The sequence below is a fragment of the Zobellia laminariae genome, from assembly GCF_030553095.1.
GTDB classification, from domain to species: domain Bacteria; phylum Bacteroidota; class Bacteroidia; order Flavobacteriales; family Flavobacteriaceae; genus Zobellia; species Zobellia laminariae.
In genome coordinates this window covers 1,339,361-1,363,353 of the sequence record NZ_CP130738.1, presented here as the reverse complement: position 1 = coordinate 1,363,353, position 23,993 = coordinate 1,339,361, and the positions used below count along the sequence as shown (strand labels likewise).

Sequence of the window (23,993 nt, the reverse complement as noted above, 5' to 3'; positions counted from 1 at the left end):
GCTTTATCTATAAAATCTACTTTACTGGATGGTAAAGGCGATTTTTGCAGAAATATCTAGTCTAAATCTGATGCTATTTTTTTAGTCAATTCAATAAAATCAGCTACGCTAAGTTGTTCTGGACGTTTGTTAAAAATAATTTCTTCTCTAAGTTCCGGTGAAAGATCAAATGTTTTTAAGCTGTTGCGGATGGTCTTTCTACGTTGGTTGAAAGCAGCTTTTACTACTCTAAAGAATAATTTTTCATCGCAGTCTAGGGTAAACTCTTTTTTACGAACCAAGCGTAGTACGCCAGATTGTACTTTTGGTGGCGGGTCAAAAACTTCGGGAGACACAGTAAATAAGTATTCTGCGTCATAATAGGCTTGAACTAATACTGATAAAATACCGTACGTTTTATTTCCTTCTCCTTCACAGATACGTTTGGCTACCTCCATTTGGAACATACCTGAAAACTCGGGTACCTGTTCCTTTATTTCCAACATTTTGAAAACAATTTGGGTAGATATATTGTATGGGAAGTTCCCAGTTATAGCAAATTGCTCATCACCAAAAAGAGTGGAGATGTCATATTTTAAAAAATCTCCTTCTATTACTTGAAGGGTACTTTTGCCCGACATTACTTCTGCGTGTTCTAACGGGAAATTGTTGTTTAGGTAAACTATGGAGTCCGTATCAAGATCCATAGCTACGAGTTTCATGTCTTGTTTAAGCAGGTGTTTTGTAAGCACACCGGTACCAGGCCTATTTCTACAACATTTCTGTAACCATCTAAAGAAAGGGTATTTGCAATTTTTTCAGCAATTTCCTCATCTTTTAAAAAGTGCTGTCCTAGATGCTTTTTTGCTTTTACAGGACTATTTTCTTTCCAAGGTCTTGCAAATTTATTATCGTAGCTTTTCTTTTTTTCTTGACCATATATTTCTTTTAAGCCCTTATATAAACCCAAGCGCTTTTGCCTGATTTTAAAACGACTTTTATTTTCTTGTAAGCTTCACCTTCGTACAAATCTACTTTTAATAACTCACTATCTTGCAGTTCGAAGACAATGCCTTCAATTTTACTTTCTTTATTAGTGGCTTTTTCAATAACGAGGTATTTACCCATTATTTTTTCTAGGGAAATACGATATCCATATAGAACATCTTGAATTCCAGCCAACGTGCGTCCAAAAACTTGTTTTTGGATAGAAAGGTCTTGAAGGGTGCCGTACGTAAAAAGATAGTGCATCTTGTTTAATGCTCGCTTACAATTTCCATTTCTGTTCTGAAGGATACAAATTTATTCGGGAACCGTTTGTGGGCATCTTCCCGTAATCTTTGTGCGTCTTCCGTATAATAGCTTTCCAAGACCTCTTTGCTTAATGTTGTGAATTGCACTGAATAACTTACGCCGCCCATATCTTCTTCTACTAAGATTTTGCTCATTTTGGCATTCAAAAATTTTCCAGTTGCAAGTACGTCTGGAATATGAACTTCACGCATCCATACCAGCCATTCATCATGAGCTGATTCTTCAATATTTGTTGTTACGTTGTATATGTACATGTAAGTTGTTTTATGGTTCAATCTAATTAATTCAAGGCATCACCTCGTAAAATCCTAAAATTCTTTCGGGCCTGAGGAAAATAATAACTGTCTTGATAATTATAAATTATTTTCTCGTAGTGAGACTTGGCTTTTTCGGGCTGGTTTAATTTGTTTCTATAGAGCTCGGCAAGTGCAAAATGAGCATCATCGGCCAATATTCCATTGGCATAAAACTCGGTTATTTTTTGATAGTTGTATTCTGCAGCTTCGTAATCATTGGAGAGTTCTAAAAGCTGACCTTGTTTTAAGAGTGCCTCGTCTTCTATTTTTTCGCCTTTATGATTTTGAAGAATATCATCAAGTTCCGTTATGGCCTCTTTTGTTTTATTTTGATAGGCAAGAAGGTCTGCTCTCGCATACTTTTTTAGTGCAGTCTGGGTAGAATCTTCTAATGAATTGTCTGATATCAACAAACTTAATTGCATGGCGTCATTGGCAATAAGCTGGGAGGTGGAGCTGCGTAAAACTTTTAATTGGGTGAGCGCCCAATCAAAATCGCCTTTGTAAAAACTGGTCTGCGCTACTTTATACCGTGCATTTTGCCCTAAGACATCATTTTTTAGGTTTTGCTGTATTTGGGAGAAATAGATGAGTGCTTCATTAAACCGTTTGTCATAGACTAAAATGTCTCCTAATGCCAATTTTACAAAAGCTTTGCCGCGTTCATTCAACGGAAGCTCTAAGCTTTGCTTTAAAATTTGAATGGCTTTTTCAGGATTTTCTTTTTTAAACGTTAAAAAATTGGAATAGGCCACTTGCAGTTGCAATGTTTGTGACTTGAATCCATGAATATCAATGAGCTCTTCAAATTGCTTTTGTACCTCCTCCAAGTCTTTTTCCGTAGGTTCCAAAAGCTGAATATCTATTAAGTTCAGTTGAGCATTTAGTTTGGTCACGGCATCGCCACTATTGTCTGCTATGTACTGATAAATATCTTGAGCAGTTTCTGTCTCTTTTTCAACAAAAGCTAAATTCCCAAGTGTGTTCAGCCGTTGTGTATTGGCTCCGTCCACACGCTTGTAGATAGCTTTTTCTTGTCTAAAAGCACTGCCGTATTGCTTCTGTTGTACAAAGAGCCAACTTAAAAGTTCGTTCCAAAGAATTTCGGGATTCTTTTGTGCATTCTGTAATAGTATTTTTTTTAGTTTGATGTTGTTTTCGTTCTCAGGATCGGCAGTAATGAACTCATCAATATTCCTGAGTACTTTAGATTTTGATGTTTTGCCTTCGCTAATAAGAGTCAAATACGAAACATACATCTTCTCAATATCACCTTGCTCTCCATAAATACGAGCCATTTGGTAATTAAAATCCAGTTGAGGATTCAGTTCCATTGCTTTAGTGTAAGCTGTTAAAGCTTCGTCTAATAAGGCATAGTTCTGAAAACGAGAGCCAATACCATATCCGTAATTAGGATTTTTTTCAATTTTAGAAATCGCTTTTTGATAATATTCTTGTGCTTTTTCTAGTTGATTTTGTAACCTGTAATTATATCCCATTTCTATGAGAAGCGTAGGATAAACATTGGTGTCCTTGATTTTTTCTAACAGTAAGTTTTCTGCATCCGTATAACGTTCCAATTGCTGATAAGTAGCTGTGAGGGCTTCTGTATAATCTGTTCTACGTGGATTTTTTTCAACTAATTTTTCATAGTAAACTACGGCTTTTTCAAAATCGCCGTCGTTGAAGTACTGTTTTGCCAAGAAGTCGTCCTGGGCCACAGTGGAAAATGTAATTAGAAGAATGGCGATATTAAGGAGAACCTTCATACTTGAAATTTAACAAATTTACGTCAGCCCCGGAAAAGAATCTGTTAAGGGGACTATAATTTGGGGATAAATGGACTTCAGAACACATTTGTTTCATTTTATACAGAATTGTAAACCGTTCGTACAATATCATATTTAGTCTTGATTTACGTGTAATACATTTATAATCAGATTTTTAATTGTTTAATTTAAATATATATAAAGATGGCAACGTTTATAAAAAACTGTGAGCGCTATGCGGCGTTTCTTTATCCGAATGGAGACAATTCAGGTAGAATTAATTTGTATTGTGCAGATGGATATAGGTTATATCTGATTTTTAGGGATGGAACCCTTGCTGAGAACACTTATAATGAAGGTATAAAAACAGGAGTGGGTAATCAGCCTATAGATAGGTATAGTGATTATTTAGATTTGGTTAGAAATGAAAAACCAATTCGCGTAACATTCAATACTACCAATAAAAGCTATGTGGTATATGCTTCAGGAGAAGAAGTAGGTGAAGGAGAGATGTAAATTGTAAATCGGCCAGAATACATGTGTAGCTGGCCGATTTTATTTTATTAAGCTTGTGTTTAATCTATGCGGTCAAATCCACAATAGGGTACCAATACCTCAGGTATCTGAATACCATCGGCAGTTTGGTAATTCTCCAAAATTCCTGCTAAAACTCGCGGTAAAGCCAAAGAGCTTCCGTTTAGCGTGTGTGCCAATTGACTTTTTCCGTTTTCATCTTTGTAGCGGAGTTTTAATCTGTTGGCTTGGTATGTTTCAAAATTTGATACAGAACTTATTTCCAACCAACGGTCTTGTGCCGTAGAAAACACTTCAAAATCAAAAGTAATTGCTGCGGTAAAACCTAAGTCGCCTCCACAAAGCCTAAGAATACGGTAAGGCAATTTTAGCTCTCTAAGTATGTTTTTTACGTGTTCTACCATCCCGTCTAAAGCTTTGTATGAATTAGCAGGGTTTTCCACACGTACTATTTCAACTTTATCAAACTGGTGCAAGCGGTTTAAGCCACGTACATGTGCTCCATAGCTACCAGCTTCCCTTCTAAAACAAGGTGTGTAGGCGGTGTAGCGAATTGGGAAATCACTTTCGGCAACTATTACGTCACGAAAAATATTGGTTACAGGTACTTCTGCCGTAGGAATAAGATATAAATCGTCTTCGCCTACGTGGTACATTTGCCCTTCTTTATCAGGCAATTGTCCTGTTCCAAAACCAGATGCTTCGTTTACTAAATGCGGAACTTGCATTTCCGTATAACCGGCTTCTGTATTTTTATCTAAAAAATAAGAAATTAGGGCACGTTGCAAACGCGCGCCTTTTCCTTTGTAAACAGGAAAACCGGCACCGGCAATTTTTACGCCTAATTCAAAATCTATGATATCATATTTTTTTGCCAACTCCCAGTGGGGAAGGGCGTCTGTAATTAAAGTAGGGATTTCACCTTCTTTAAATATCTCCTCATTATCCTCATCAGTGTTACCTGCAGGTACCGATTCGTGCGGTACGTTAGGTATCTGGTAAAGGATTTTTTGAAGGTCTTCCGAAATAGTGTTGAGCTCTTCACCCAGTTTTTTGGAATCTTCTTTTAAGGCTCCGGTTTTCTCTTTAAGTACATTGGCTTCTTGAGCTTTTCCACTTTTATAGAGCATTCCTATTTCTTTGGAAAGCTTATTGCTTTCTGCTAAGATTTCGTCCAAGGAAGTTTGGGTTGAACGCCTTTTTTCATCCAATTCCAATACTTCATTAATTAAGGGTGCGGCATCTATATTTCGCTTTTTTAGTGCGTTTATGATGTCGTCTTTTTTGTCTCGAACGACCTGTAGCTGTAACATTACTCTTAAATTTAGTCTGCAAATTTAAACTAATGATTAAAAACCAATACATTTACCGCCGTTATAATCTTATTATTTTATGGTTTTTGAACATTTTGCACTGAACGTTACGGATATAAAGAATAGAGTGGACTGGTTTGTTACTCATTTGGGTCTAAAAGTAGTAGTTGCCAAAGAAAAGGCGCCTTTCATGACTTTTTTGGCAGATTCTACGGGTAGGGTAATAATGGAGTTATACCAAAAAGAGGAAGAGCCTTTAAATAATTTTAAAGAACGCCAGCCTTCAACTTTTCACGTTGCTTTTGTTTCTGATGATGCTGAGGCCGATAAACAAAGACTTATGGCTAAAGGGGCTACTTTTGTGGAAGAGGTGAAACGAGAAGGAGGCACACATTTAGTAATGCTTCGCGACCCATGGGGAATGCCACTGCAACTTTGCGAACGACCAATAAAATTCTAAGGATTTTTTTCTTCGGTAGGAGAAGGAAAAATCCATTCATTGTGCCAAAAATAATTCCATTTTGCACTGGCTAAATCTACTTTAGGGTTTATAAATGGGCGATATGGTTTACCATTTATACTCACTTTAGAGTTTAGGGCATATACTTCTATATGTTCACCTTTTTCAGCATATTCCTTTTTTAACCTTTGTGCAAATTGCCAAATAAAATCTGGGTAACCTGCTATTCTCCTTCGTTGTTTTCCAGAAAGGTAGTCTTCGGTTTTAATTGTAGTAGTTTCCCCATTTTCTGTATTCACTACCTGAAATTTTAGCTTTCCGGTACGGCTACGTAACATCATACGCCAACTAAGTCTGTGGCCTTCTTCCGTCCATAAAACATCATCTTTAATAAAATGATGCCTAATGGGTAAACTAAGTTGTATTAGAAAATAGATGCCTCCTAAAACGTAAAAAAGATTTTTGTATGATGGAAGTTCCACCTTTTGTAAAACGAAGGGCTTCTTCTTTTTGAAAAAGATATTACGGATAGTTTCGGGTTCAAAAAAGAATACGGTGAATGCCAATGATAAATAAGGAAATATCCCAATTTGAAAAACAATGGAGTTGAACAGGTGAAAGAATATCGATGCAAAAAAAGCAATTTTCCGAGTGGGTTTCCAGAGTAGGGCAGGTACAATCAATAGGTCAAACAGGATACCGGATATACTTATAATTTTATGAATAAATGGCTCTTGTAAAAGATCTCCAATAATAGGGTAACCAGCTTTGCTGAGCATGAGAATACGAATAATACCTAAGTCAAACCAATCTCCATAGAGCTTTGCAATGGATGCGTAGGTATAAACAATAAGAAGCTGAAAAATTATAATCCATTTTACATAAGCGAACATATTGTCGCTTTTTAAACTTGGATTGCTCTTAACATCTAAAGAGTGGCTTCTTTGTGCGGGTAAAAAGCACATGATAAGTGAAATAAGTACTAGAAGGTAGTAGTGATTGTTGTATGATGTTTTTTGCATTAGGTACACACCTGTCCACATTAAAGTGAATGAAATTATAGCAAAGCGGTATTTGTACCCAAGAGCTATAAGTAAACCTAGCGTACCCATTACAAAGAAATAATAATACATACCAAAACCTGGTAATGGTTGCAGCCAATCAAAACCAATGAAATTGAAAGTAAACTTGGGTTCAACGAGTGTTCTTCTGACCCATCCGGTCAAAATGGCGCCATAGCATTCTAGGGAAACAAGGATGCCAAAAAAAATACGGAAAATAATCAGTTGTGAATTATCGATTTTCGAAAAGAGAAAACGATTTAGCATTTATTCGGAGATTAGAGCGAGCGAGGTTTGCTTGTCTTTTTCTAACTGTTTTTTTAATGCCTCTACAGAGTCAAATTTATGCTCGTCGCGTATGCGGTGCAGGATGTCTATCTGTAGTTCTTGACCATAAAGGTCTTGGTCAAAATCAAAAAAGTTGATTTCAATGGTTTTTTCTTTTCCGGCAACGGTAGGGTTATAGCCAATATTCATCATGCCGTAAACAGTTTTTCCTGACAACTCACTTTCAACAACGTAAACACCGTTTTTAGGTATCAACTTATAGGACTCCGCAATATGTAAGTTTGCTGTAGGAAAGCCAATTTGTCTGCCTAGACCTTTTCCTTTTTGAATAGTGCCTGTAAGCATGTAATTGTAACCGAGGTAAGCATTTGCTGTGGTAATATCACCTTCTTGAAGTGCTTTACGGATTTTGGTGGAACTGACTGATACTTCGTTTATTTCTTGAGCAGATATTTCTTCGACTTCAAAATTGAATGTGCTGCCAAAGGTCCTTAGGTCTGTAATGTTGGCATTCCGGTTTCTACCAAAACGATGGTCATAGCCAATGATTATTTTTTTTGTATGCAACTGGTTCACTAAGTTGTCCCTAACGAATTCAGTGGCTGAAAGTCGAGAAAATTCTTGCGTAAAAGGGTGAATGATTAATTGGTCTAATCCTAAACCTTCTAGAATTTTTGTCTTTTCTTCAATGGTATTGAGCATTTTTATGTCCGCATCTTTTTGTAAAACCATACGCGGATGTGGAAAAAAGGTCAATACGGTAGATTTGAGATTTAGAGAAGTAGCATTATTAATTAAATGCTCCAATATTTTACGATGACCTATGTGAACACCATCAAAAGTGCCTATGGTAATGGCAGTCGGATGCTGTTTGTCGTATTTGGAAATGCTTTGGACTGTTACCACCTGTTAAAAATAATAAAAAGACTTATATTTGATTTTGTTTCTAAACCCCCTTGATGGTTACAAAATTACGTCTTGTTTTTTCAATTACCATAGCATTTCTTTCCTTTTACGCCTCGGCACAGAGTGAATACTGGGAAAGTTCTTCGATGAATAAATCTTCCTACAAGAGAGTTTCGCAGGAATTGAACACACAAGACGGAAAAGTTTTTGCCTTACAGGAAAAACTTTTTAAGGAAGATTTAAAATCCTCTTCTACTTCTAAAAGTACTTCAAAAATCGTCTATTTTCCAAATTCAAGTGGAAAAATGGTCGCATATAGCGTGAAAGAAACTCCTGTTTTGTCTGAGGCTCTTTCAAAAAAATACCCTGAAATAAAATCTTTCTCTGGTCAAGCTGTAAATAATAAACAAAATCGTATAAGGTTCAGTATTTCTCAGAAAGATGTGCAGGCCATGATTGTGTCTGCTGAAAAAAATGAAAGTAGTTTTATAGAAAAGGTAGATAACGATAAGTATATCGTGTACTCCAGAAGCGCTAAAACTGCAGATGAGCTTGATTTTATTTGTAGCACCCAAGAGAAGGTATTATCTGCGGGAGCTAATTTAACCGCAAAACCTTCAGATGGCCGCGTGCTTAGAAAATATAGGTTAGCTGTTTCTGCAACTGCTGAATATACTGCTTATCATGGTGGTACCGTAGCGGATGCGTTAGCGGGAATCAATGCTACAATAACTAGGGTAAATGAAGTTTTTGAAACTGATTTAGCTGTTCGGTTGGAACTAGTGGCCGGTACCGACAAAATTATTTATACCAATGCGGCTACAGATCCATATAAGTCTTCAGGTTCATCTACAAGTACAGTAAGTTTAAGTACGTTGGGCGAGCAGGCTCAAGCAGCAATGACAAGCGAAATAGGAGAAGCCAATTATGATATTGGCCATGTTTTTCATGAAGGAGAGAATGGCGGTAACGCGGGTTTTATAGGTGCTATTTGTGTAACCAATAGAAAGGGGAGCGCTTATTCTTCCAGTAAAGTTCCAAAAGGAGATAAGTTCGATTTAGATTTTGTGGCACATGAGATGGGGCATCAGTTAGGTGCAAATCATACTTGGTCTCACGAATTCGAGGGCACTTTAGTTCAGGTAGAACCCGGTAGCGGGTCTACTATTATGGGTTACGCGGGTATTACAGATGTAAATGATGTGGCTGCTAGGGGAGATGATTATTTTCACTATATCAGTATAAAACAAATTATAGAAAATTTAGAGACAAAGACTTGTGGAGAGGTAATAAGTATTGCTAATAATCCACCGGTTGTTACTGATTTAGAAGACTATGTCATTCCAAAATCTACTGCCTTTGTATTGGATGGTTCTGCTACGGACCCTGATGTGGGAGATGTTTTAACCTACACTTGGGAGCAGATAGATAATGGTGTCGTTACTCAGGCCTCTTTTGGTCCTAATAATGCTAGTGGAGCAAATTTCAGGTCTAGACTACCAAGCTTAGCTCCAATTAGATATTTCCCAATGCTTTCGCAAGTGGTTAAAGGTAATTTAACTCAGACCTATCCTACCAGAGGTTCTGCATGGGAAACGGTATCAGATGTTGAAAGAGAAATGAATTTTGCTTTTTCCGTGCGGGACAATGCACCAGGAGGAGGGCAAGTAGTGTCGGAACTAATGAATATTGCTGTTGTAAATAGTGCAGGTCCTTTTCAGGTTACTTCACAAGCAGCTGCTGAAACTTATGTTGCCGGAGAAGTGTTGCAAGTAGATTGGGATGTTGCAGGTACGGATATATTACCTATTGCAACTAAAAGTGTAGATATTATGCTTTCCATTGATGGAGGGGTTACGTTTACAGTTCCTTTAGCTATGGGAGTAGTGAATGATGGGTCTCATAAAGTTGTGGTTGAGGCGTTTCTGCCGAGAGAGCGCGCATTATGGTTAAGGCATCGGATAATATCTATTATGCGGTAAATTCAACAGATTTTAGTATTGAAGCTTCACAATTTGTAATGAATTTTTCAGAGCTAGAATTTGAAGCATGTCACTTTGATGACCTTATTATTCCTTTTATGTACGAAACCTATTTAGGTTTTGATGAAGAGGTTGTTTTTACCGTGACAGATGCACCAGAAAATTTGGGAGTTACTTTTACACCAGATACCGTGTCTGTGGATGGAACGAGGGTAGATATGTTGTTGGAGAATACAGAAAATGTTCTAGAAGGTGCTTATTCATTAACGGTTATGGCCGTTTCGGCAAGCGTGTCAAAGGAGATTGCCATAGATATAAAAATATATGATACCGATTTCCCAGCGGTTGAGTTGATAGCGCCGGCGGATAATTTAATTGATGCCGCGACAACAGAGCTCTTACAGTGGGAAGACGATGTTTCTTATACTTCGTATGAAGTACATATTGCTACTGATGATGCATTTGCCAACTTGGTAGAATTAGCTACGGTTACTACAAATAGTTATGTGCCTACTGAACTGGGTAACCAGTCTGATTATTACTGGCGCGTGAAACCGTTGAATGTATGTGGAGAAGGCGAATTTAGTGTTGTCCGGAAGTTTTCTACAATCCAAGTAGATTGTACTAATAAGCGTGCGCGAGATCTTCCTTTGGAAATTAGTGCAATAGAAAGAGTCACGGTAATTTCAAAAATAACCTTCTTTGAAGATTTGAAGGTAGACGATATTAATGTGAAATTAAATATTGATCATGAGTATCTAGAAGATTTGGTAATTACTCTTACATCCCCTAATAACACGGTTGTTCCGTTAATTTCCAGTTCATGTGGAAACCTTAAGAATATTGATGCAACTTTTGACGATGATGCCGCCAATTTTACGTGTGGTGCCACAGCTACCACAGCAATAAATGGAACTGTAAAGCCACTTGGTTCACTTAGCTCGTTTAATGGAGAGTCTGTACTGGGTGAATGGACTTTAACAGTTATTGATAATGCAGCTAGGGATGGTGGTATTATAAACGGGTTCTCATTGGATATTTGTGTAGAAGGTGAATTTAGACCAGATGTTGATAATGATGGTGTTTTTGATGATGGTGATGACCAATGTCTTAACACCCCTGAGGGTGCCGAGGTAGATTCATCCGGTTGTGAAGTGTACCGCTTTGCTCCTGATAATTTTGAGATTACCGTACAGAGTGAATCTTGTAGGAACAATGATGATGGTGTCATAACTATAAGTACTTTGTTGCCTTTGGATTATTCAATCTCTATATCTGGGAATAATACTAATGTTACCAATACATTTACGAATGTTTTCTCTCTTTCAAGTTTAACCTCGGGAGTATATACTTTGTGTGTAAATGCTTCTGGCGCCGATGCTGATTATGAAGAATTCTGTGCGCAAGTAATCGTATCTCAGCCTGATCCATTGGGCGTTACTTCGTCTATTTCTCCAGATGGAAAACAAATTGTTCTTTCTATGGAGGGCGCAGATGCCTATACAATAGAACTAAATGGGAAAACCGTACTTACAGATAAGTCAGAGATAACGTTAGACCTTCAATCGGGAGGTAATACGCTACGTGTGTCTACCGGACTTTCATGCCAAGGTATTCATGAAGATAGTTTCTTTGTAGGTAGTGATCCAATAGTTTTTCCAAATCCATTTGATTCTAATACAAGACTTGTATTAGGGGCATCTACCGGAAAAGTGAAAATAGATATCTTTAGTATAGGTGGAGCTTTGGTAAAAACTGAAGAAGGAACACCTAGAAACGGAGGAATAGATTTAGATTTTACGTCATTACAATCTGGTATTTATATTGTGAAAGTTAAAGGAGAAACCATTGAGGGAACGGTTAAAGTGATAAAACGATGAGAATACTAACTATTATTGTATTGGGTTTGGTGCTCTTTTCGGGTTGTAAAAAAGACTCGTCAAATACGCCTTAAAAGTAAGTTTGGTGGCTCCTGCTAAAAATTCCGAATGTACGCCGGTTCAAAGTGATGGAGATAATAGTAGCATTGTTCGGTTTAATTGGAATGCTGCAGACCATACCGAAGTTTATGAGTTACAGGTTACCAATTTAAATACGGGAACGGTCCAGTATAGAAATACGTCTAGTACGGTAGAAACTTTGTCATTAGCTAAAGGCACGCCATTTTCATGGGTAGTAGTATCTGAAAATTCAGAAACAACAGCCTCTGTTAGTAGCGATTCTTGGTTGTTCTATAATCCGGGATCCGAAATTACTCATGTGCCTTTTCCAGCAGAATTAACTTTCCCGGTACAGGGTTCTACGGCTTTTAGAGACGTAAATAACGAAATAAGTTTAAAGTGGGTTGGTAAGGATTTAGATAATGATATAGAAAGTTATGGGATATATCTTTCTAATGAAAATCCGCCTACAACATTATTGAAAACCACAGACGCAGGAGTAAGCGAGTTAATAGTGGAAGTAGCTGATGATGCAGTTTACTTTTGGAAAGTAGTAACTACAGATGAGGAAGGAAATGTTTCTACTAGTACAGTTTCGGAATTTAAGACCCGTTAAATTGATTCATGGTTCGTACAACACCCGCAAGAACAAAAGATTGAACCAGTTCAGTGGTTTTTTCGAAACGCTCTTTTAGCGCATCTTTTTCTGTTTCACTCCATTCGCCCAATACATATTCAACCTGTCTCCCTTTACCAAAGTCAGCTCCTACGCCAAATCTAAGTCGGTTGTAATTTGTGGTCTGTAGAACGTTCTGAATGTCTTTAAGACCATTATGGCCTCCATTGCTTCCTTTTGTTTTTAAACGTAGTGATCCAAATTCCAAATTAATGTCGTCTGTAATTACTAGAACGTTTTCTAAAGGAATATTCTCTTTATCCATCCAATACTTTAATGCCTTGCCACTAAGGTTCATGTAGGTAGACGGTTTTAGACAAAGTATACTTCGGCCTTTTATTTTAAATGTACCTACATCACCTAATTTCACAGTCTCAAAAGAAAAATCTAATGCTTTCGCTAGGGCATCCAAAACTTTGAATCCAATATTATGGCGAGTCTCTGAATACTCACTACCTATGTTTCCTAGACCAATTATTAGGTATTTTTTCATATTATCTGTTTCTTCTAGAACACTTTTGCTCTTGTTGAAAATTGATTTTAGAAATTGTAACATAATGCGTCGTTTTTAGAATGTTTGTGTTCTTGTGCACGATTATGTTTTAAAGTAAATGCAAGCCTCAATTTAAAGTTGTAAAAATACAAAAGCGCCCTAATTTAGGGCGCTTTTTATAAAACTTCAACTGAAATTTATTCTTGGCTTCCTTCGCCTTCCGCAACTGCTGCTTCTGCACCTTCAGCTCCTTCTTCTCCTTCGCCTTCATCGTCTTCATCAACGGCCACTGCTGTACGCTGAGTTTTAACTTGAACAACAACGGTTGTGTCAGGGTGTAAGATTGTGAATTCATCTTTCAATAAAGATTCAACAGTAATGTTGTCACCAATTTTTAGTTTTGATATATCAACATCAAAATAATCTGGCAAATTGTCTGGAAGTGCTTTAATGGCAAGTTTTCTCTTTCTGAAAAGTAAACGACCACCGGCTCTAACACCAGGAGCATTACCTACTAAACGAACTGGAATGTTCATTGTAACCTCTTTGTCATCAAAAAGTTGGTAAAAATCGATATGCAAAATTTTATCAGTCACTGGGTGAAACTGAATGTCTTGCATAATTGCTCTTACTTTACCATGACCTAAGTCAACCTCTACGGTGTGTGCGGCTGGGGTGTAAACTAAATCTCTGAACGCTAACTCTTCTGCTGAAAAGTGTAATGGTTTCTCCCCTCCGTATACAACGCAAGGAACCTGTCCAGCATTACGTAGGGCTTTAGTTGCCTTTTTGCCCACGCTTTCTCTTTCTGATCCTTTAATTTTAATTGACTTCATTATATGATTTAAAAAATTAATACTCTTAACTGGTGTAGCTTATTTAAACGGCTACATTAAAAATTTTGACGCAATAGAAGTGTTATGGTGTACTCTGTGCATTACGTCTGCAAAAAGCTCTGCACAGCTCAATACCTTTACTTTGTTTGAATCTCTCTTGGAAGGAATAGAATCTGTAACGATCAGTTCCGACAATTGCGATTTTTCTATTTTCTCGTAAGCATCACCGGATAAAAGGGCGTGTGTTGTAATAGCCCTTACGCTCAATGCGCCTCTCTCCATCATTAAATCGGCAGCTTTTGTCAACGTTCCAGCGGTATCTACCATGTCATCTACTAAGACCACATTTTTACCCTTTACATCGCCAATTAGCTCCATGTGCGATATTATGTTTGCTTTTGCCCGCTGCTTGTAGCAGATAACGACATCACATCCTAATGCTTTTGAATAGGCATAGGCTCTTTTAGAACCACCCATATCAGGTGATGCAATGGTAAGATTATCTAAATTTAATTTCTTTAGATAAGGCAAAAACATGGTAGATGCGAACAAATGATCTACAGGTTTTTCGAAAAAACCTTGAATCTGATCTGCATGCAAATCCATTGTAATGATTCTAGTTGCACCAGCGGCCTCAAGCATTTTTGCAATTAGCTTTGCTGCAATTGGTACTCTAGGTTTATCTTTTCTATCTTGTCTAGCCCAGCCAAAATAAGGCATCACGGCTGTTATGTGTCTTGCAGATGCGCGTTTGGCTGCATCTAGCATTAACAACATTTCCATTAAATGTTCAGAACTTGGGTTCGTAGAACCTATGATGAAAATACGAGCTCCACGTACCGATTCTTCAAACGATGGTTGGAATTCACCATCACTGTATCTAGAGAAGAGTACATTGCCTAATTCGGCGCCGTAAAACTTGGCAATCTTTTTTGCCAACTCAGTACTCTGGGTACAGGCGAAAATTTTAGGTTCGGGAACTTGGTAAGCCATGGGTAACGTATTGTTAATTAGTTTATTGACAAGTCGTTTTGTTAGCGAGGTGCAAATTTAGAAATTTATTTGTGTTGCTAAAGGATAAATGTTGTTATTTTTTGTGTTTGGAACAAAAAAAAATTTACTTTTGCAGTCGAAATTAATGCTCGAGTGGCGGAACTGGTAGACGCGCTGGATTCAAAATCCAGTTCCTTTGGAGTGCGGGTTCGATTCCCGCCTCGAGTACAGAGTTAAAAATAAAAAAGCTGAGATGTATTCTCAGCTTTTTTTATGCCCAAAAATCTCGGAATACAATAGTGAAGGGTGCTTACAAGGATGCATTAAAATAGGATATAGCTGTAGTTAATAGAATAATTAAATTTTACCGAACGTTTGGTAATTAAAAATAATAGTTTAGATTTGTCTTATGAGACCACAGAAAGTATTGGATAAAGATATTGTAGCAAACCTAGTTGACGTTTTTAGGTCTAAGGGTTATGATGGCGCAAGTCTTTCTGATTTGGCAGAAAAAACAGGTTTAAAGAAGGCTAGTCTGTATCATCGTTTTCCAGATGGGAAGCAAGGTATGGCAGTGGCTGTTATGAATCACCTTGGTGAAAGGGCAGAAGAAAAGGTTTTTAGTGCTTTGCGGGACGAAAGTGTTTCTGCTGTTCAAAGATTAGCTAACGGATTGGATAACATTAAGTCTATATATACAGGAGGGAAAGACGCATGTATTCTGAGGGCGTTTTCATTAGGCTCTGGTTTGGAATTGTTCGGTGAACAAATTGAGAGTGGAATGAAAGAATGGGTAAAGGCTTTCAAAAGTTTAGGTCTGGCTTTTGGATTGTCGGATACACTGGCTCAGCAATATGCTATACAAACTTTATTGGAAATTCAAGGTAGTCTTGTGGTCACTAAAGGGTTGAATGATTTGAACATATTTGAACAAACATTAAAGGATATTGAGCTAAGATATTTAAACAAATAAAAAATTTAGTAATTTATTTTACCGAACATTCGGTAACAAACAACTTTGAACTATGAAAAATTTAATTCTTTACGCTTTGGCTATTGTGCCCCTATTGATGTCCGGAGTAACATCACCGGATATAGAAATATCAAATAAAAATTTTAAAAACAAAGATAATATGACCACTATTAAATATCGGACTCTTGAAGTTAGCGGAGTAAACATAGCATACAGGGAAGCTGGTAATCCTGAAAATCAGACAATAGTTTTGCTTCATGGTTTTCCAACTTCTTCACATCAATATAGAAAGGTTTTAAATCAATTATCGGATGAATTTCATTTAATAGCACCAGATTATCCGGGATTTGGTAATAGTGATTTTCCGGATTCCAGTGCCTTTGAGTATACTTTTGATAACCTTGCGGCAACAATAGATGCTTTTCTAGAGAAGAAGAAAATTACGTCTTATGCGTTAATGATTCAGGATTATGGGGCTCCTATAGGCTTTAGAATAGCTACGGCCCACCCAGAAAGGATTACCGCCATTATTAATCAAAATGGTAATACTTACGAAGAAGGATTGGGAGCTGCATGGAAAGATACTAAGGCGTTTTGGGCAAATAGAAACAAAAAGAGTGAGGAAGCTTTACTGCATTCTTTTTCATTAGAAGGACTTAAATGGCAATATATGCATGGTACAAGAAATCCAGAAAGCATTAATCCTGATACTTGGCATCTGGATTATTTAAGAATGTCACGACCTAATGCCCATGCGGTTCAATTAGATTTATTTTATGACTATCAGAATAATGTAAAACTGTATCCCAAATGGCAACAATATTTAAGGGACAATCAACCGCCTTTACTAATTGTTTGGGGGAAAAACGATGCCTTCTTTCCTGAGAGCGGTGCGGTGGCCTTTAAGAAAGACGTAAAAAATATTGACTATAATATTTATGATACCGGCCATTTTGCCTTAGAAGAAGATGCGGATATAATCATTCCTAAAATGCGAAGTTTTATGAGGAAGGTTGGCCAATAATTAAACATTCAATTTGAATTGCAAGAGCCTCTGAAAAGAGGCTCTTGCTTTTTGTATGATTACCAGATAAATTTATCTAGAATAGCACTTGATAGTAAAATACAACTTTCACTATCTTAGCAATCATGAATGCAATTGAAATTCGAACGGTAGACGTGGTTCAGTATATCAAACCTTTGCGCGAAGGAGGTTCGCTTCCGGGTCTTGTAAAGGCAGATGATGAATTTTTGTACGTTATAAAGTTTAGAGGGGCAGGGCAAGGTAAAAAAGCTTTGATTGCAGAACTTATGGGCGCAGAGCTTGCCCGTGCAATAGGTCTTAATGTGCCCGAAATCGTTTTTATGAATTTAGACGATAGCTTTAGTAAGACGGAACCTGACGAAGAAATTCAAGATTTACTGAAATTTAGTGTTGGTCTTAACCTTGGGTTGCATTTTCTGTCAGAATCTATTATTTATGATCCGTTGGTTTCTATCGCAGACCCTTTATCAGCTTCAAAAGTGGTTCTTTTAGATAGTATGATTAGTAATATAGACCGCACAGCAAAGAATACCAATCTACTTAATTGGCATAAAGAACTTTGGCTAATTGATCATGGGTCTAGTTTTTATTTTCATCATAATTGGGAAACTTGGCAAACTCATTTAGAAAGAACTTTTCCGGCTATTAAAGACCATGTCCTTTTGGAACGTGCTACTGAGTTGCCTAAGGCTGCAGAAGAAATTAGAGCTCAAATAGATAAAAATACCATTGCAGAAATCGTATCTAAAATACCTGAAGATTGGCTCTTAAGTGAATCTGACCCGTTATCGCCAGAGGAGATGCGTGCAGCCTATGATAAATTTTTGAATACCCGGTTGAAAAAATTAGAGGTATTGGTTAAAGAGGCGCAGGATGCAAGATAGAGTTACTTATGAATTTGCCATAATTAGGCTTGTACCAAAGGTTGAGCGCGAAGAGTTTATAAACGTAGGAGCTATCGTATTTTCTAAAAGGAAAAAATTTCTGGGTATGAAATTCACAATAGACCGTACACGTATTAAGGCATTTGCATCTGAAATAGATGCAGAAGCTATTGAAGCTTATTTAAAAGCTTGGGAACTGGTTTGTGAGGGTGAAACCAAAGGAGGAGCTATTGGAAAACTAGATTTACCGTCAAGATTTAGATGGCTTACAGCATCTAGAAGCACTATCATACAAAGCTCAAAACCGCATCCAGGTCTTTGTTTTGACCCTCAGAAAGAATTGGATATCCTTTTTGAAAAACATGTGCTTTAGAGCAGGTCGTTTTTTAATTTTTCTTCTTAAACACCAAAAAAATAAGTAGTCCTTTACTTCTAATTTAGTAAATTGTATTGTTAAAATTTAAGGGCTCTATAGTTTAAAAATGTAAGCCTTTACATCTTTTATCCAAAATAAAGACTAACTTTATGGAGTGCTATATATTGATTTGTAGATTTCTATTCCCCCATAGAAATAAATAATATAGCCTTAGAGCTGTTTTTGAAGTAGTGTATAATGGCCTTGTTCCGTTTCTGATTTTTATACCCATAAACCCTAAAATGAGCCTACAAACTAGCCCGAATAATCATTTAGATAAAGATAATTTTTACACCCAAATTGTTCTTAATAACATGGGTGATTCTGTGTTTGTAAAAGATGCAGAAAGCAAAATGGTATTGGTTAACGATGCTTTTTGTAAAATGATGGGGCTTCCTCGTGAAGAGATGATAGGTAAAACCCTCGCTGAAGAGGTTACACCAGAAGAACGGGAGTCTTTTCTTAGGATTGATTGGCAAGTCTTAGCAGATGGTGTTGAAAACATCAATGAGGAAGAGATGACAGTAAGGGGAGGCGAAACACGAATTTTATCGACTCGAAAATCACGCTTTATTGATGAAAACGGAAATAAGTTTCTTATTTGCGTGGTACGTGATATTACGGATAAGAAAAAATCCGAAGCAGCTTTACAGCAAAGTGAGACTCAATTAAAACAAGTGCTTGCTACTAAAGATAGATTACTGTCTATAATAGCTCATGACTTAAGAAGTCCGTTTAATAATGTCACTTTGTTGTCAGATTTGTTAAGCGATTCTATTAAAAGAAATGATGTTGGGCAATCTGAGGAGTATTTAGAGTTGATTAATAGAACAACCCAAAACACTCTTACTTTATTAGACAATCTTCTAAACTGGTCAAAATCTCAAACAGGGCAACTAGATTTTAAGTCGGAAATTGTGGATATTAACAAGGTAGTGAGCCAGACGTTAGAACTGTCAAAAGCAATTGCGAGCACTAAAAACATAGAGCTGAACTATGTAGAAAGCGATACTATTCAAGTACGTTCTGATCAAAAAATAATTAAAACGATAATCCGTAATCTTGTCTCAAATTCCATCAAGTTTACTAAACCGGGAGGAAGTATTAATGTTTTAACAACGCAGAATGAAACCCATTTAGAAGTAACTGTTTCCGATAACGGTGTGGGTATGAGTCCGGATATCTGCGACAAATTATTTTGCGTAAACACCAATATGGCCCGTGTTGGTACAGCAAGTGAAAAGGGTTCTGGTTTTGGGTTGGTGCTCTGCAAAGAGTTTGTAGAGAAACTAGGAGGAGACATTTGGGCAGAAAGTACTTTGGATAAGGGTAGTGATTTTAAGTTTACTATCCCTCTGGGAAATCCCCGAAAAGCTAATCTTAGCTTGGCGTAAAATTTAATTTGAAAAACCACATAGCCATAATCTGTTTATATTCCTTTAGCTTTAAAGATTAGAAGTAAATAAACAGGATGAACAGTACTACCTTAAAAAGTTTTTTGACAACAAATCTTAATGTTAATGAGAACGAAGTTGTTGCAATACTGGATAATTGCACGACTAAAACGGTCAAAAAAGACGCATTTCTGTTACGTAAAGACGAACGTTGTAAGCATACTTTTTTTGTAGAGAAAGGTTTGCTCAGGCAATATTCAATAGATACTAAAGGAAAAGAGCACGTAATTGCTTTTGCTCCGGAAAACTGGTTTGTAACAGACCGTGAAAGCAGCTATTTCAATGAACCTTCGGTATATTATATACAAGCTTTGGAAGACAGTGAGGTGGTTTTAATGGATGAAAATTTTATTCAACTGCTGTCCAAGAAAGTACCCTCGTTTACGGATTTTAATACTCGGCTGCTTCATAATCATATTAGACATTTACAGAAAAGGGTCAATGCATTACTTAGTGCATCGGCAGAAAAAAGGTATTTACAGTTTGTAGAGATGTACCCAGATATTCTTTTGCGTGTGCCACAAACTATGGTAGCATCTTATTTGGGTATTACTCCTGAGAGTTTGAGTAGGGTCAGGAAAGTTCTTGCACAGAAAAATTTCAAGAAATAGGTTCTTATCATACATCAATGCACAGGTTGGATCATCACAATATATTTGTGGTATAAAATCTTAAAGACATGAAAACAAGAACAGTAGAATTAGTGGCAAGACCTAGAGAACCACATTTTGTTGGTGATGGTTTTAGAGTACATAATTTTATCCCTAGCGGTTTCCGATTAGATATGGAGCGCATGAATCCATTTATTATGATGGATTATAATTCAAAATTTCACTTCTCGGCAACGGATAATCCCAGAGGGGTAGATGTACATCCACATAGAGGTTTCGAAACCGTTACTATAGCGTACAAGGGTAAAGTAGCGCATCATGATAGTAGTGGTGGTGGAGGTATAATTGGCGAAGGCGATGTCCAATGGATGACGGCCGCAAGTGGGGTGTTACATAAAGAATATCACGAGGAAGAATGGGCAAAAAATGGAGGTGATTTTCAAATGGTGCAGCTTTGGGTAAACTTGCCTAAAAAAGACAAAATGAGCACGCCTAAATACCAAGGCAATCAAAAAAGAAGATTTACGCCGTTACGAGCTTTCTGATAACAGTGGAGAGGTTGAAGTTATAGCCGGTGAATACAACGGAATGAAAGGATCAGCAACTACTTTTACTCCAATAAATATGCTGAATACCAGATTGAAAAAAGGAGGTAAAGCAGATTTTTCATTTCCTGAAAATTACAATACTGTGGTATTGGTGATTGAAGGCAGTATTACGGTAAACGGAAATGACAATGCACCTACGGATCATTTGGTTTTGATGGCGAATGATGGTGAAAACTTTACCGTAGAAGCTTCGGAAGATGCTTTGGTGCTGGTTTTAAGTGGTGAACCTCTAAATGAGCCTATTGCTGCTCACGGTCCATTTGTTATGAATACTAAAGAAGAGTTGATGCAAGCTTTTCAAGATTTTAATAATGGCAAATTCGGATATTTAGAGAACTAATAATTTGCACTATGTGTAATTTAAAAAAGAGAAGACTCGTTAGAGTCTTCTCTTTTTTGCTTCTATCTAGGATATTTCTTTTATGATGATCTAGTTAGAGGTTTTTAATCTTGTTCAAGAGTTTAAAGCACCGTATTTTTAGAGTTCATTTTATAGGGAGATAATTTCGTTAGAAAGGATTTTTAAATAGTGCAGGGTAATAAATTAAAGCAAAATGGCAGGAGAGAAGAACTTAACGGAAATGATAAAGGGTATGACTCCAAAATTGAATGAAGGTGAATATGTATTTATAACCTTAACGGATGCAAACCAAATTTCTAGAGCTGATACGCTATGTGAGTTTAAAGAACAAGAGGGAACAACTGTTATAATAGCAAAACAAAAAGCTGATGCTTTACGTCTTCCGTATGAATATATTGCTTCTTGGATAACTTTAGAAATCCATTCTTCTTTAGAAGGAGTAGGACTCACGGCCCTATTTTCTTCAGAACTGGCAAAGAACAATATTAGTTGTAATGTAGTTGCTGCCTATTATCATGATCATATTTTTGTTGATCATAAAGATGCTGAAAAAGCGGTAACTGTTTTAAGACAGTTGTCTGAAAATTATTCAGAAAAATAGTTAATGCATCATTTTAAAAATGACTTTTTTGAAGGTGTCTTCATAACTTTTAATTATCATCAATTTTAGTATCTTAGAAGTCTCAACACCAACCTAGCCCATGCCACTTGCCATTGTTATTGCCGGAATTTTTATTCTTTTTATTTTAATAGCTCGTTTTAAACTTAATGCTTTCATCGCTTTTATCATTGTCTCCCTATTGGTAGGCGTTGCAGAAGGAATGGATTTTGAAACCGTTACAAAGTCCATACAATCAGGAATAGGTAATACTTTAGGTTATCTTATTTTAATTCTTGGTCTTGGAGCAATGCTGGGTAAGCTTGTAGCAGATAGTGGAGCAGCACAGCGTATTACTACGCAAATGATTGAAAAATTCGGGAAGAAATATATTCAATGGGCCGTAGTTCTTACGGGTTTTATTGTGGGTATACCTATGTTCTATACCGTTGGTTTTGTTATTTTAATTCCATTGGTATTTACGGTTGCTGCAGCTACCAGACTTCCTTTAATTTATGTAGGTCTACCTATGCTCGCGTCCCTTTCGGTAACACATGGTTATCTTCCTCCGCATCCGGCCCCTACCGGTATCGCTGTTATTTTTAATGCTGATATTGGAAAAACATTATTATACGGTATTCTTGTTGCTATACCCGCCATTATTGTTGCGGGTCCTCTTTTGGCACGTTCTATTAAAAACGTAGAAGCAACACCGTTAAAGGAGTTTTTGAACCCAAAAATTTTAACAGATGATGAAATGCCAAGTACGGCTACTAGTATTCTTACGGCCTTACTTCCGGTTATTCTTATCGCTCTTGCGTCTGTAATTGCACTAGTGCTTCCTGAAGAAAATCCGATTAGAAAAGCAACCGATATTTTAGGAAATCCTGTGATGGCTATGCTTATATCGGTTTTAGTGGCTATTTATACACTAGGGCTGGCAAGGGGTAAAAAAATGAAAGATGTAATGGACTCCGTGGCGAGTGCCGTTTCAGGTATTACTATGGTACTTCTTATTATAGCAGGAGCGGGCGCTTTAAAACAAGTGCTTATAGATAGCGGTGTAAGTGACTATATTGGTGATATGCTTAAAGGCTCTACAGTTTCACCCTTAATATTGGCTTGGCTTATTGCCACGGTTATTAGGGTGTGTGTAGGTTCTGCAACGGTTGCCGGTCTTACGGCCGCCGGTATAGTGTTGCCTTTAATTGCTAATACAGATGTTAGCCCGGAGCTAATGGTTTTAGCTATTGGTTCTGGAAGTTTAATGCTGTCCCATGTTAACGATAGCGGGTTCTGGCTTTATAAAGAATATTTTAATCTATCGGTAAAGGATACTTTAAAAACATGGACCGTAATGGAAACAACCGTTGGTGTTATGGGACTTATTGGAGTTCTTGTTTTAGATATTTTCATATAAATTATTGATTGTTGCACGATGATGAAGAGAAGACAATTCATAAACCGAACGGCTCTTGCCGCAGTAGGTACTAGTTTAATAGGGTGTTTTGACCACTCTAAATTCGAACTAAAGAAAAATCAAGTAGTAGGTTGTTTTGGAGATAGCATCACTTTTGCTGGTGGTAATGGTGGCTATGTTGAAATGCTACAAGAGATATTCAACAAAGAAAAACCAGAGCTCAATATTAAGTTTATCAATTTTGGGAAAAGTAGTGAAACCGTAAGTGGGCTCTCAGAAGAAGACCATCCTGGTCCAAGGCCTTACCTTTTTGAACGCTTAGATGAAATTTTAGATAAAAACCCAATAGACGTGGCGCTTTTTTGCTACGGGATTAATGACGGAATTTATGGAAAACCTTCAGAAGAACTTTTTAGAAGCTTTAAAATAGGGGTTTATTCATTTCTTGAAAAAATGCGCCAGAGAGATATTCAGACCATTTTATTAACTCCTCCACCATTGGCTGAGAGACACTCGGATGACCAAAACATTACTTCGTATAGCTATAAACATCCCTACCCTAAATATGATAAGGAGGTACTGGAAAAATTTACGGATATCATTTTAGAGATGCAGCATCCTTATGCGAATGCCGAGATAAACATACGGAAACCTCTTTTTGCAAGTCAAAAGGATTGCTATGATAAGGATCCTATTCACCCGAATAAGAAAGGTCATAGACTGATTGCCGATACGATTTTTAGTAATTTATCGTTTTAACATTGCCTTAAGTCCACGTGGCAGG

The 23,993-nt window shown here is 37.1% G+C and carries 23 protein-coding genes, 1 tRNA gene and 2 pseudogenes; 16 read left to right on the top strand and 10 right to left on the bottom strand.

The window, feature by feature from the left end:
* Positions 1-56: 56 nt before the first annotated feature.
* The 4 genes and pseudogenes from rsmA to Q5W13_RS06505 form a co-directional block, all read right to left on the bottom strand.
* Positions 57-922 (bottom strand): annotated as a pseudogene (gene rsmA / locus Q5W13_RS06520) (16S rRNA (adenine(1518)-N(6)/adenine(1519)-N(6))-dimethyltransferase RsmA).
* A 5-nt stretch (positions 923-927) separates the two neighbouring features.
* Complete coding sequence (locus Q5W13_RS06515; RefSeq protein ID WP_304445773.1) at positions 928-1,230, bottom strand: gamma-glutamylcyclotransferase family protein; 303 nt, start codon at positions 1,228-1,230, stop codon at positions 928-930.
* A 5-nt stretch (positions 1,231-1,235) separates the two neighbouring features.
* The gene (locus Q5W13_RS06510; protein WP_304445772.1) at positions 1,236-1,547 is read right to left on the bottom strand and encodes a DUF4286 family protein; all 312 of its coding nucleotides are present in this window, start codon (positions 1,545-1,547) and stop codon (positions 1,236-1,238) included.
* Between the two features lie 26 nt (positions 1,548-1,573).
* Positions 1,574-3,358: a tetratricopeptide repeat protein gene (locus Q5W13_RS06505; protein ID WP_304445771.1), complete on the bottom strand. Its 1,785-nt coding sequence runs from the start codon at positions 3,356-3,358 to the stop codon at positions 1,574-1,576.
* A 204-nt stretch (positions 3,359-3,562) separates the two neighbouring features.
* Between Q5W13_RS06505 and Q5W13_RS06500 the strand changes: the two genes are divergently transcribed.
* A complete protein-coding gene (locus Q5W13_RS06500) occupies positions 3,563-3,874 on the top strand; it encodes a hypothetical protein (RefSeq protein WP_155597954.1) in 312 nt (103 codons plus the stop codon).
* A 59-nt stretch (positions 3,875-3,933) separates the two neighbouring features.
* Here the strand turns inward: Q5W13_RS06500 and serS are convergent, their stop codons facing one another.
* On the bottom strand, positions 3,934-5,205 hold the full coding sequence (serS, locus tag Q5W13_RS06495) for a serine--tRNA ligase (protein ID WP_304445770.1): 1,272 nt from the start codon (positions 5,203-5,205) through the stop codon (positions 3,934-3,936).
* A 79-nt stretch (positions 5,206-5,284) separates the two neighbouring features.
* On the opposite strand from serS, the gene Q5W13_RS06490 reads away from it, so the two are divergent.
* Positions 5,285-5,665 carry a VOC family protein gene (locus Q5W13_RS06490; protein ID WP_304445769.1) on the top strand — a complete coding sequence of 127 codons (381 nt, stop codon included), beginning with the start codon at positions 5,285-5,287 and terminating at the stop codon, positions 5,663-5,665.
* Here the strand turns inward: Q5W13_RS06490 and Q5W13_RS06485 are convergent.
* On the bottom strand, positions 5,662-6,993 hold the full coding sequence (locus Q5W13_RS06485) for an HTTM domain-containing protein (RefSeq protein ID WP_304445768.1): 1,332 nt from the start codon (positions 6,991-6,993) through the stop codon (positions 5,662-5,664). The genes Q5W13_RS06490 and Q5W13_RS06485 overlap by 4 nt on opposite strands.
* A complete protein-coding gene (locus tag Q5W13_RS06480; protein WP_304445767.1) occupies positions 6,994-7,920 on the bottom strand; it encodes a bifunctional riboflavin kinase/FAD synthetase in 927 nt (308 codons plus the stop codon).
* 53 nt (positions 7,921-7,973) lie between these two features.
* Here Q5W13_RS06480 and Q5W13_RS06475 point away from each other — a divergent pair, with 53 nt between their 5' ends.
* The 3 genes from Q5W13_RS06475 (at position 7,974) to Q5W13_RS06465 (ending at position 12,458) form a co-directional block, all read left to right on the top strand.
* Complete coding sequence (locus Q5W13_RS06475; protein WP_304445766.1) at positions 7,974-9,902, top strand: reprolysin-like metallopeptidase; 1,929 nt, start codon at positions 7,974-7,976, stop codon at positions 9,900-9,902.
* On the top strand, positions 9,866-11,782 hold the full coding sequence (locus tag Q5W13_RS06470) for a proprotein convertase P-domain-containing protein (protein WP_304445765.1): 1,917 nt from the start codon (positions 9,866-9,868) through the stop codon (positions 11,780-11,782). The genes Q5W13_RS06475 and Q5W13_RS06470 overlap by 37 nt, the downstream gene beginning before the upstream one ends.
* Positions 11,783-11,867: 85 nt before the next feature.
* Complete coding sequence (locus Q5W13_RS06465; RefSeq protein ID WP_304445764.1) at positions 11,868-12,458, top strand: hypothetical protein; 591 nt, start codon at positions 11,868-11,870, stop codon at positions 12,456-12,458.
* Here Q5W13_RS06465 and pth read toward each other — a convergent pair.
* From pth to Q5W13_RS06450, 3 genes are all read right to left on the bottom strand, one after another.
* Positions 12,445-13,074 carry an aminoacyl-tRNA hydrolase gene (gene pth, locus Q5W13_RS06460; protein ID WP_304445763.1) on the bottom strand — a complete coding sequence of 210 codons (630 nt, stop codon included), beginning with the start codon at positions 13,072-13,074 and terminating at the stop codon, positions 12,445-12,447. The two genes, Q5W13_RS06465 and pth, sit on opposite strands and share 14 nt — an antisense overlap.
* Before the next feature lie 134 nt (positions 13,075-13,208).
* Positions 13,209-13,847 carry a 50S ribosomal protein L25/general stress protein Ctc gene (locus Q5W13_RS06455; RefSeq protein WP_155597961.1) on the bottom strand — a complete coding sequence of 213 codons (639 nt, stop codon included), beginning with the start codon at positions 13,845-13,847 and terminating at the stop codon, positions 13,209-13,211.
* 51 nt (positions 13,848-13,898) lie between these two features.
* Positions 13,899-14,840: a ribose-phosphate pyrophosphokinase gene (locus tag Q5W13_RS06450; RefSeq protein ID WP_155597962.1), complete on the bottom strand. Its 942-nt coding sequence runs from the start codon at positions 14,838-14,840 to the stop codon at positions 13,899-13,901.
* 147 nt (positions 14,841-14,987) lie between these two features.
* Here Q5W13_RS06450 and Q5W13_RS06445 point away from each other — a divergent pair.
* From Q5W13_RS06445 to Q5W13_RS06395, 11 genes and pseudogenes are all read left to right on the top strand, one after another.
* Positions 14,988-15,068: transfer RNA gene (locus Q5W13_RS06445), tRNA-Leu, on the top strand.
* Positions 15,069-15,249: 181 nt separating this feature from the next.
* Complete coding sequence (locus tag Q5W13_RS06440; protein WP_304445762.1) at positions 15,250-15,813, top strand: TetR/AcrR family transcriptional regulator; 564 nt, start codon at positions 15,250-15,252, stop codon at positions 15,811-15,813.
* A 52-nt stretch (positions 15,814-15,865) separates the two neighbouring features.
* Positions 15,866-16,837 (top strand): alpha/beta fold hydrolase, encoded by a 972-nt coding sequence (locus Q5W13_RS06435; protein ID WP_304445761.1) that lies wholly within the window; start codon positions 15,866-15,868, stop codon positions 16,835-16,837.
* Between the two features lie 125 nt (positions 16,838-16,962).
* Positions 16,963-17,742 (top strand): HipA family kinase, encoded by a 780-nt coding sequence (locus tag Q5W13_RS06430; RefSeq protein ID WP_304445760.1) that lies wholly within the window; start codon positions 16,963-16,965, stop codon positions 17,740-17,742.
* Positions 17,732-18,115, top strand: coding sequence for a DUF3037 domain-containing protein (locus Q5W13_RS06425; RefSeq protein WP_155597965.1), 384 nt, complete (start codon positions 17,732-17,734; stop codon positions 18,113-18,115). The genes Q5W13_RS06430 and Q5W13_RS06425 overlap by 11 nt, the downstream gene beginning before the upstream one ends.
* A 284-nt stretch (positions 18,116-18,399) precedes the next feature.
* Positions 18,400-19,551, top strand: coding sequence for a PAS domain-containing sensor histidine kinase (locus Q5W13_RS06420; protein WP_155597966.1), 1,152 nt, complete (start codon positions 18,400-18,402; stop codon positions 19,549-19,551).
* Positions 19,552-19,628: 77 nt separating this feature from the next.
* On the top strand, positions 19,629-20,222 hold the full coding sequence (locus Q5W13_RS06415; RefSeq protein WP_438364177.1) for a Crp/Fnr family transcriptional regulator: 594 nt from the start codon (positions 19,629-19,631) through the stop codon (positions 20,220-20,222).
* 68 nt (positions 20,223-20,290) lie between these two features.
* Positions 20,291-21,170, top strand: a pseudogene (locus tag Q5W13_RS06410) (pirin family protein).
* Positions 21,171-21,384: 214 nt separating this feature from the next.
* Positions 21,385-21,792: an ACT domain-containing protein gene (locus tag Q5W13_RS06405; protein ID WP_304445758.1), complete on the top strand. Its 408-nt coding sequence runs from the start codon at positions 21,385-21,387 to the stop codon at positions 21,790-21,792.
* A gap of 100 nt (positions 21,793-21,892) precedes the next feature.
* Positions 21,893-23,209 carry a gluconate:H+ symporter gene (locus Q5W13_RS06400; protein WP_304445757.1) on the top strand — a complete coding sequence of 439 codons (1,317 nt, stop codon included), beginning with the start codon at positions 21,893-21,895 and terminating at the stop codon, positions 23,207-23,209.
* An 18-nt stretch (positions 23,210-23,227) separates the two neighbouring features.
* Positions 23,228-23,968 (top strand): GDSL-type esterase/lipase family protein, encoded by a 741-nt coding sequence (locus Q5W13_RS06395; RefSeq protein ID WP_304445756.1) that lies wholly within the window; start codon positions 23,228-23,230, stop codon positions 23,966-23,968.
* The last annotated feature ends 25 nt before the right edge of the window (positions 23,969-23,993 follow it).

Excerpts from the sequence above, each read along its gene's own strand:
- Q5W13_RS06515 (WP_304445773.1), bottom strand. The coding sequence starts at position 1,230 with ATGCACTATCTTTTTACGTACGGCACCCTTCAAGACCTTTCTATCCAA.
- Q5W13_RS06510 (WP_304445772.1), bottom strand. The coding sequence starts at position 1,547 with ATGTACATATACAACGTAACAACAAATATTGAAGAATCAGCTCATGAT.
- Q5W13_RS06505 (WP_304445771.1), bottom strand. The coding sequence starts at position 3,358 with ATGAAGGTTCTCCTTAATATCGCCATTCTTCTAATTACATTTTCCACT.
- Q5W13_RS06500 (WP_155597954.1), top strand. The coding sequence starts at position 3,563 with ATGGCAACGTTTATAAAAAACTGTGAGCGCTATGCGGCGTTTCTTTAT.
- serS (WP_304445770.1), bottom strand. The coding sequence starts at position 5,205 with ATGTTACAGCTACAGGTCGTTCGAGACAAAAAAGACGACATCATAAAC.
- Q5W13_RS06490 (WP_304445769.1), top strand. The coding sequence starts at position 5,285 with ATGGTTTTTGAACATTTTGCACTGAACGTTACGGATATAAAGAATAGA.
- Q5W13_RS06485 (WP_304445768.1), bottom strand. The coding sequence starts at position 6,993 with ATGCTAAATCGTTTTCTCTTTTCGAAAATCGATAATTCACAACTGATT.
- Q5W13_RS06475 (WP_304445766.1), top strand. The coding sequence starts at position 7,974 with ATGGTTACAAAATTACGTCTTGTTTTTTCAATTACCATAGCATTTCTT.
- Q5W13_RS06470 (WP_304445765.1), top strand. The coding sequence starts at position 9,866 with ATGGTTAAGGCATCGGATAATATCTATTATGCGGTAAATTCAACAGAT.
- pth (WP_304445763.1), bottom strand. The coding sequence starts at position 13,074 with ATGTTACAATTTCTAAAATCAATTTTCAACAAGAGCAAAAGTGTTCTA.
- Q5W13_RS06455 (WP_155597961.1), bottom strand. The coding sequence starts at position 13,847 with ATGAAGTCAATTAAAATTAAAGGATCAGAAAGAGAAAGCGTGGGCAAA.
- Q5W13_RS06450 (WP_155597962.1), bottom strand. The coding sequence starts at position 14,840 with ATGGCTTACCAAGTTCCCGAACCTAAAATTTTCGCCTGTACCCAGAGT.
- Q5W13_RS06440 (WP_304445762.1), top strand. The coding sequence starts at position 15,250 with ATGAGACCACAGAAAGTATTGGATAAAGATATTGTAGCAAACCTAGTT.
- Q5W13_RS06435 (WP_304445761.1), top strand. The coding sequence starts at position 15,866 with ATGAAAAATTTAATTCTTTACGCTTTGGCTATTGTGCCCCTATTGATG.
- Q5W13_RS06430 (WP_304445760.1), top strand. The coding sequence starts at position 16,963 with ATGAATGCAATTGAAATTCGAACGGTAGACGTGGTTCAGTATATCAAA.
- Q5W13_RS06425 (WP_155597965.1), top strand. The coding sequence starts at position 17,732 with ATGCAAGATAGAGTTACTTATGAATTTGCCATAATTAGGCTTGTACCA.
- Q5W13_RS06420 (WP_155597966.1), top strand. The coding sequence starts at position 18,400 with ATGAGCCTACAAACTAGCCCGAATAATCATTTAGATAAAGATAATTTT.
- Q5W13_RS06415 (WP_438364177.1), top strand. The coding sequence starts at position 19,629 with ATGAACAGTACTACCTTAAAAAGTTTTTTGACAACAAATCTTAATGTT.
- Q5W13_RS06405 (WP_304445758.1), top strand. The coding sequence starts at position 21,385 with ATGGCAGGAGAGAAGAACTTAACGGAAATGATAAAGGGTATGACTCCA.
- Q5W13_RS06400 (WP_304445757.1), top strand. The coding sequence starts at position 21,893 with ATGCCACTTGCCATTGTTATTGCCGGAATTTTTATTCTTTTTATTTTA.
- Q5W13_RS06395 (WP_304445756.1), top strand. The coding sequence starts at position 23,228 with ATGATGAAGAGAAGACAATTCATAAACCGAACGGCTCTTGCCGCAGTA.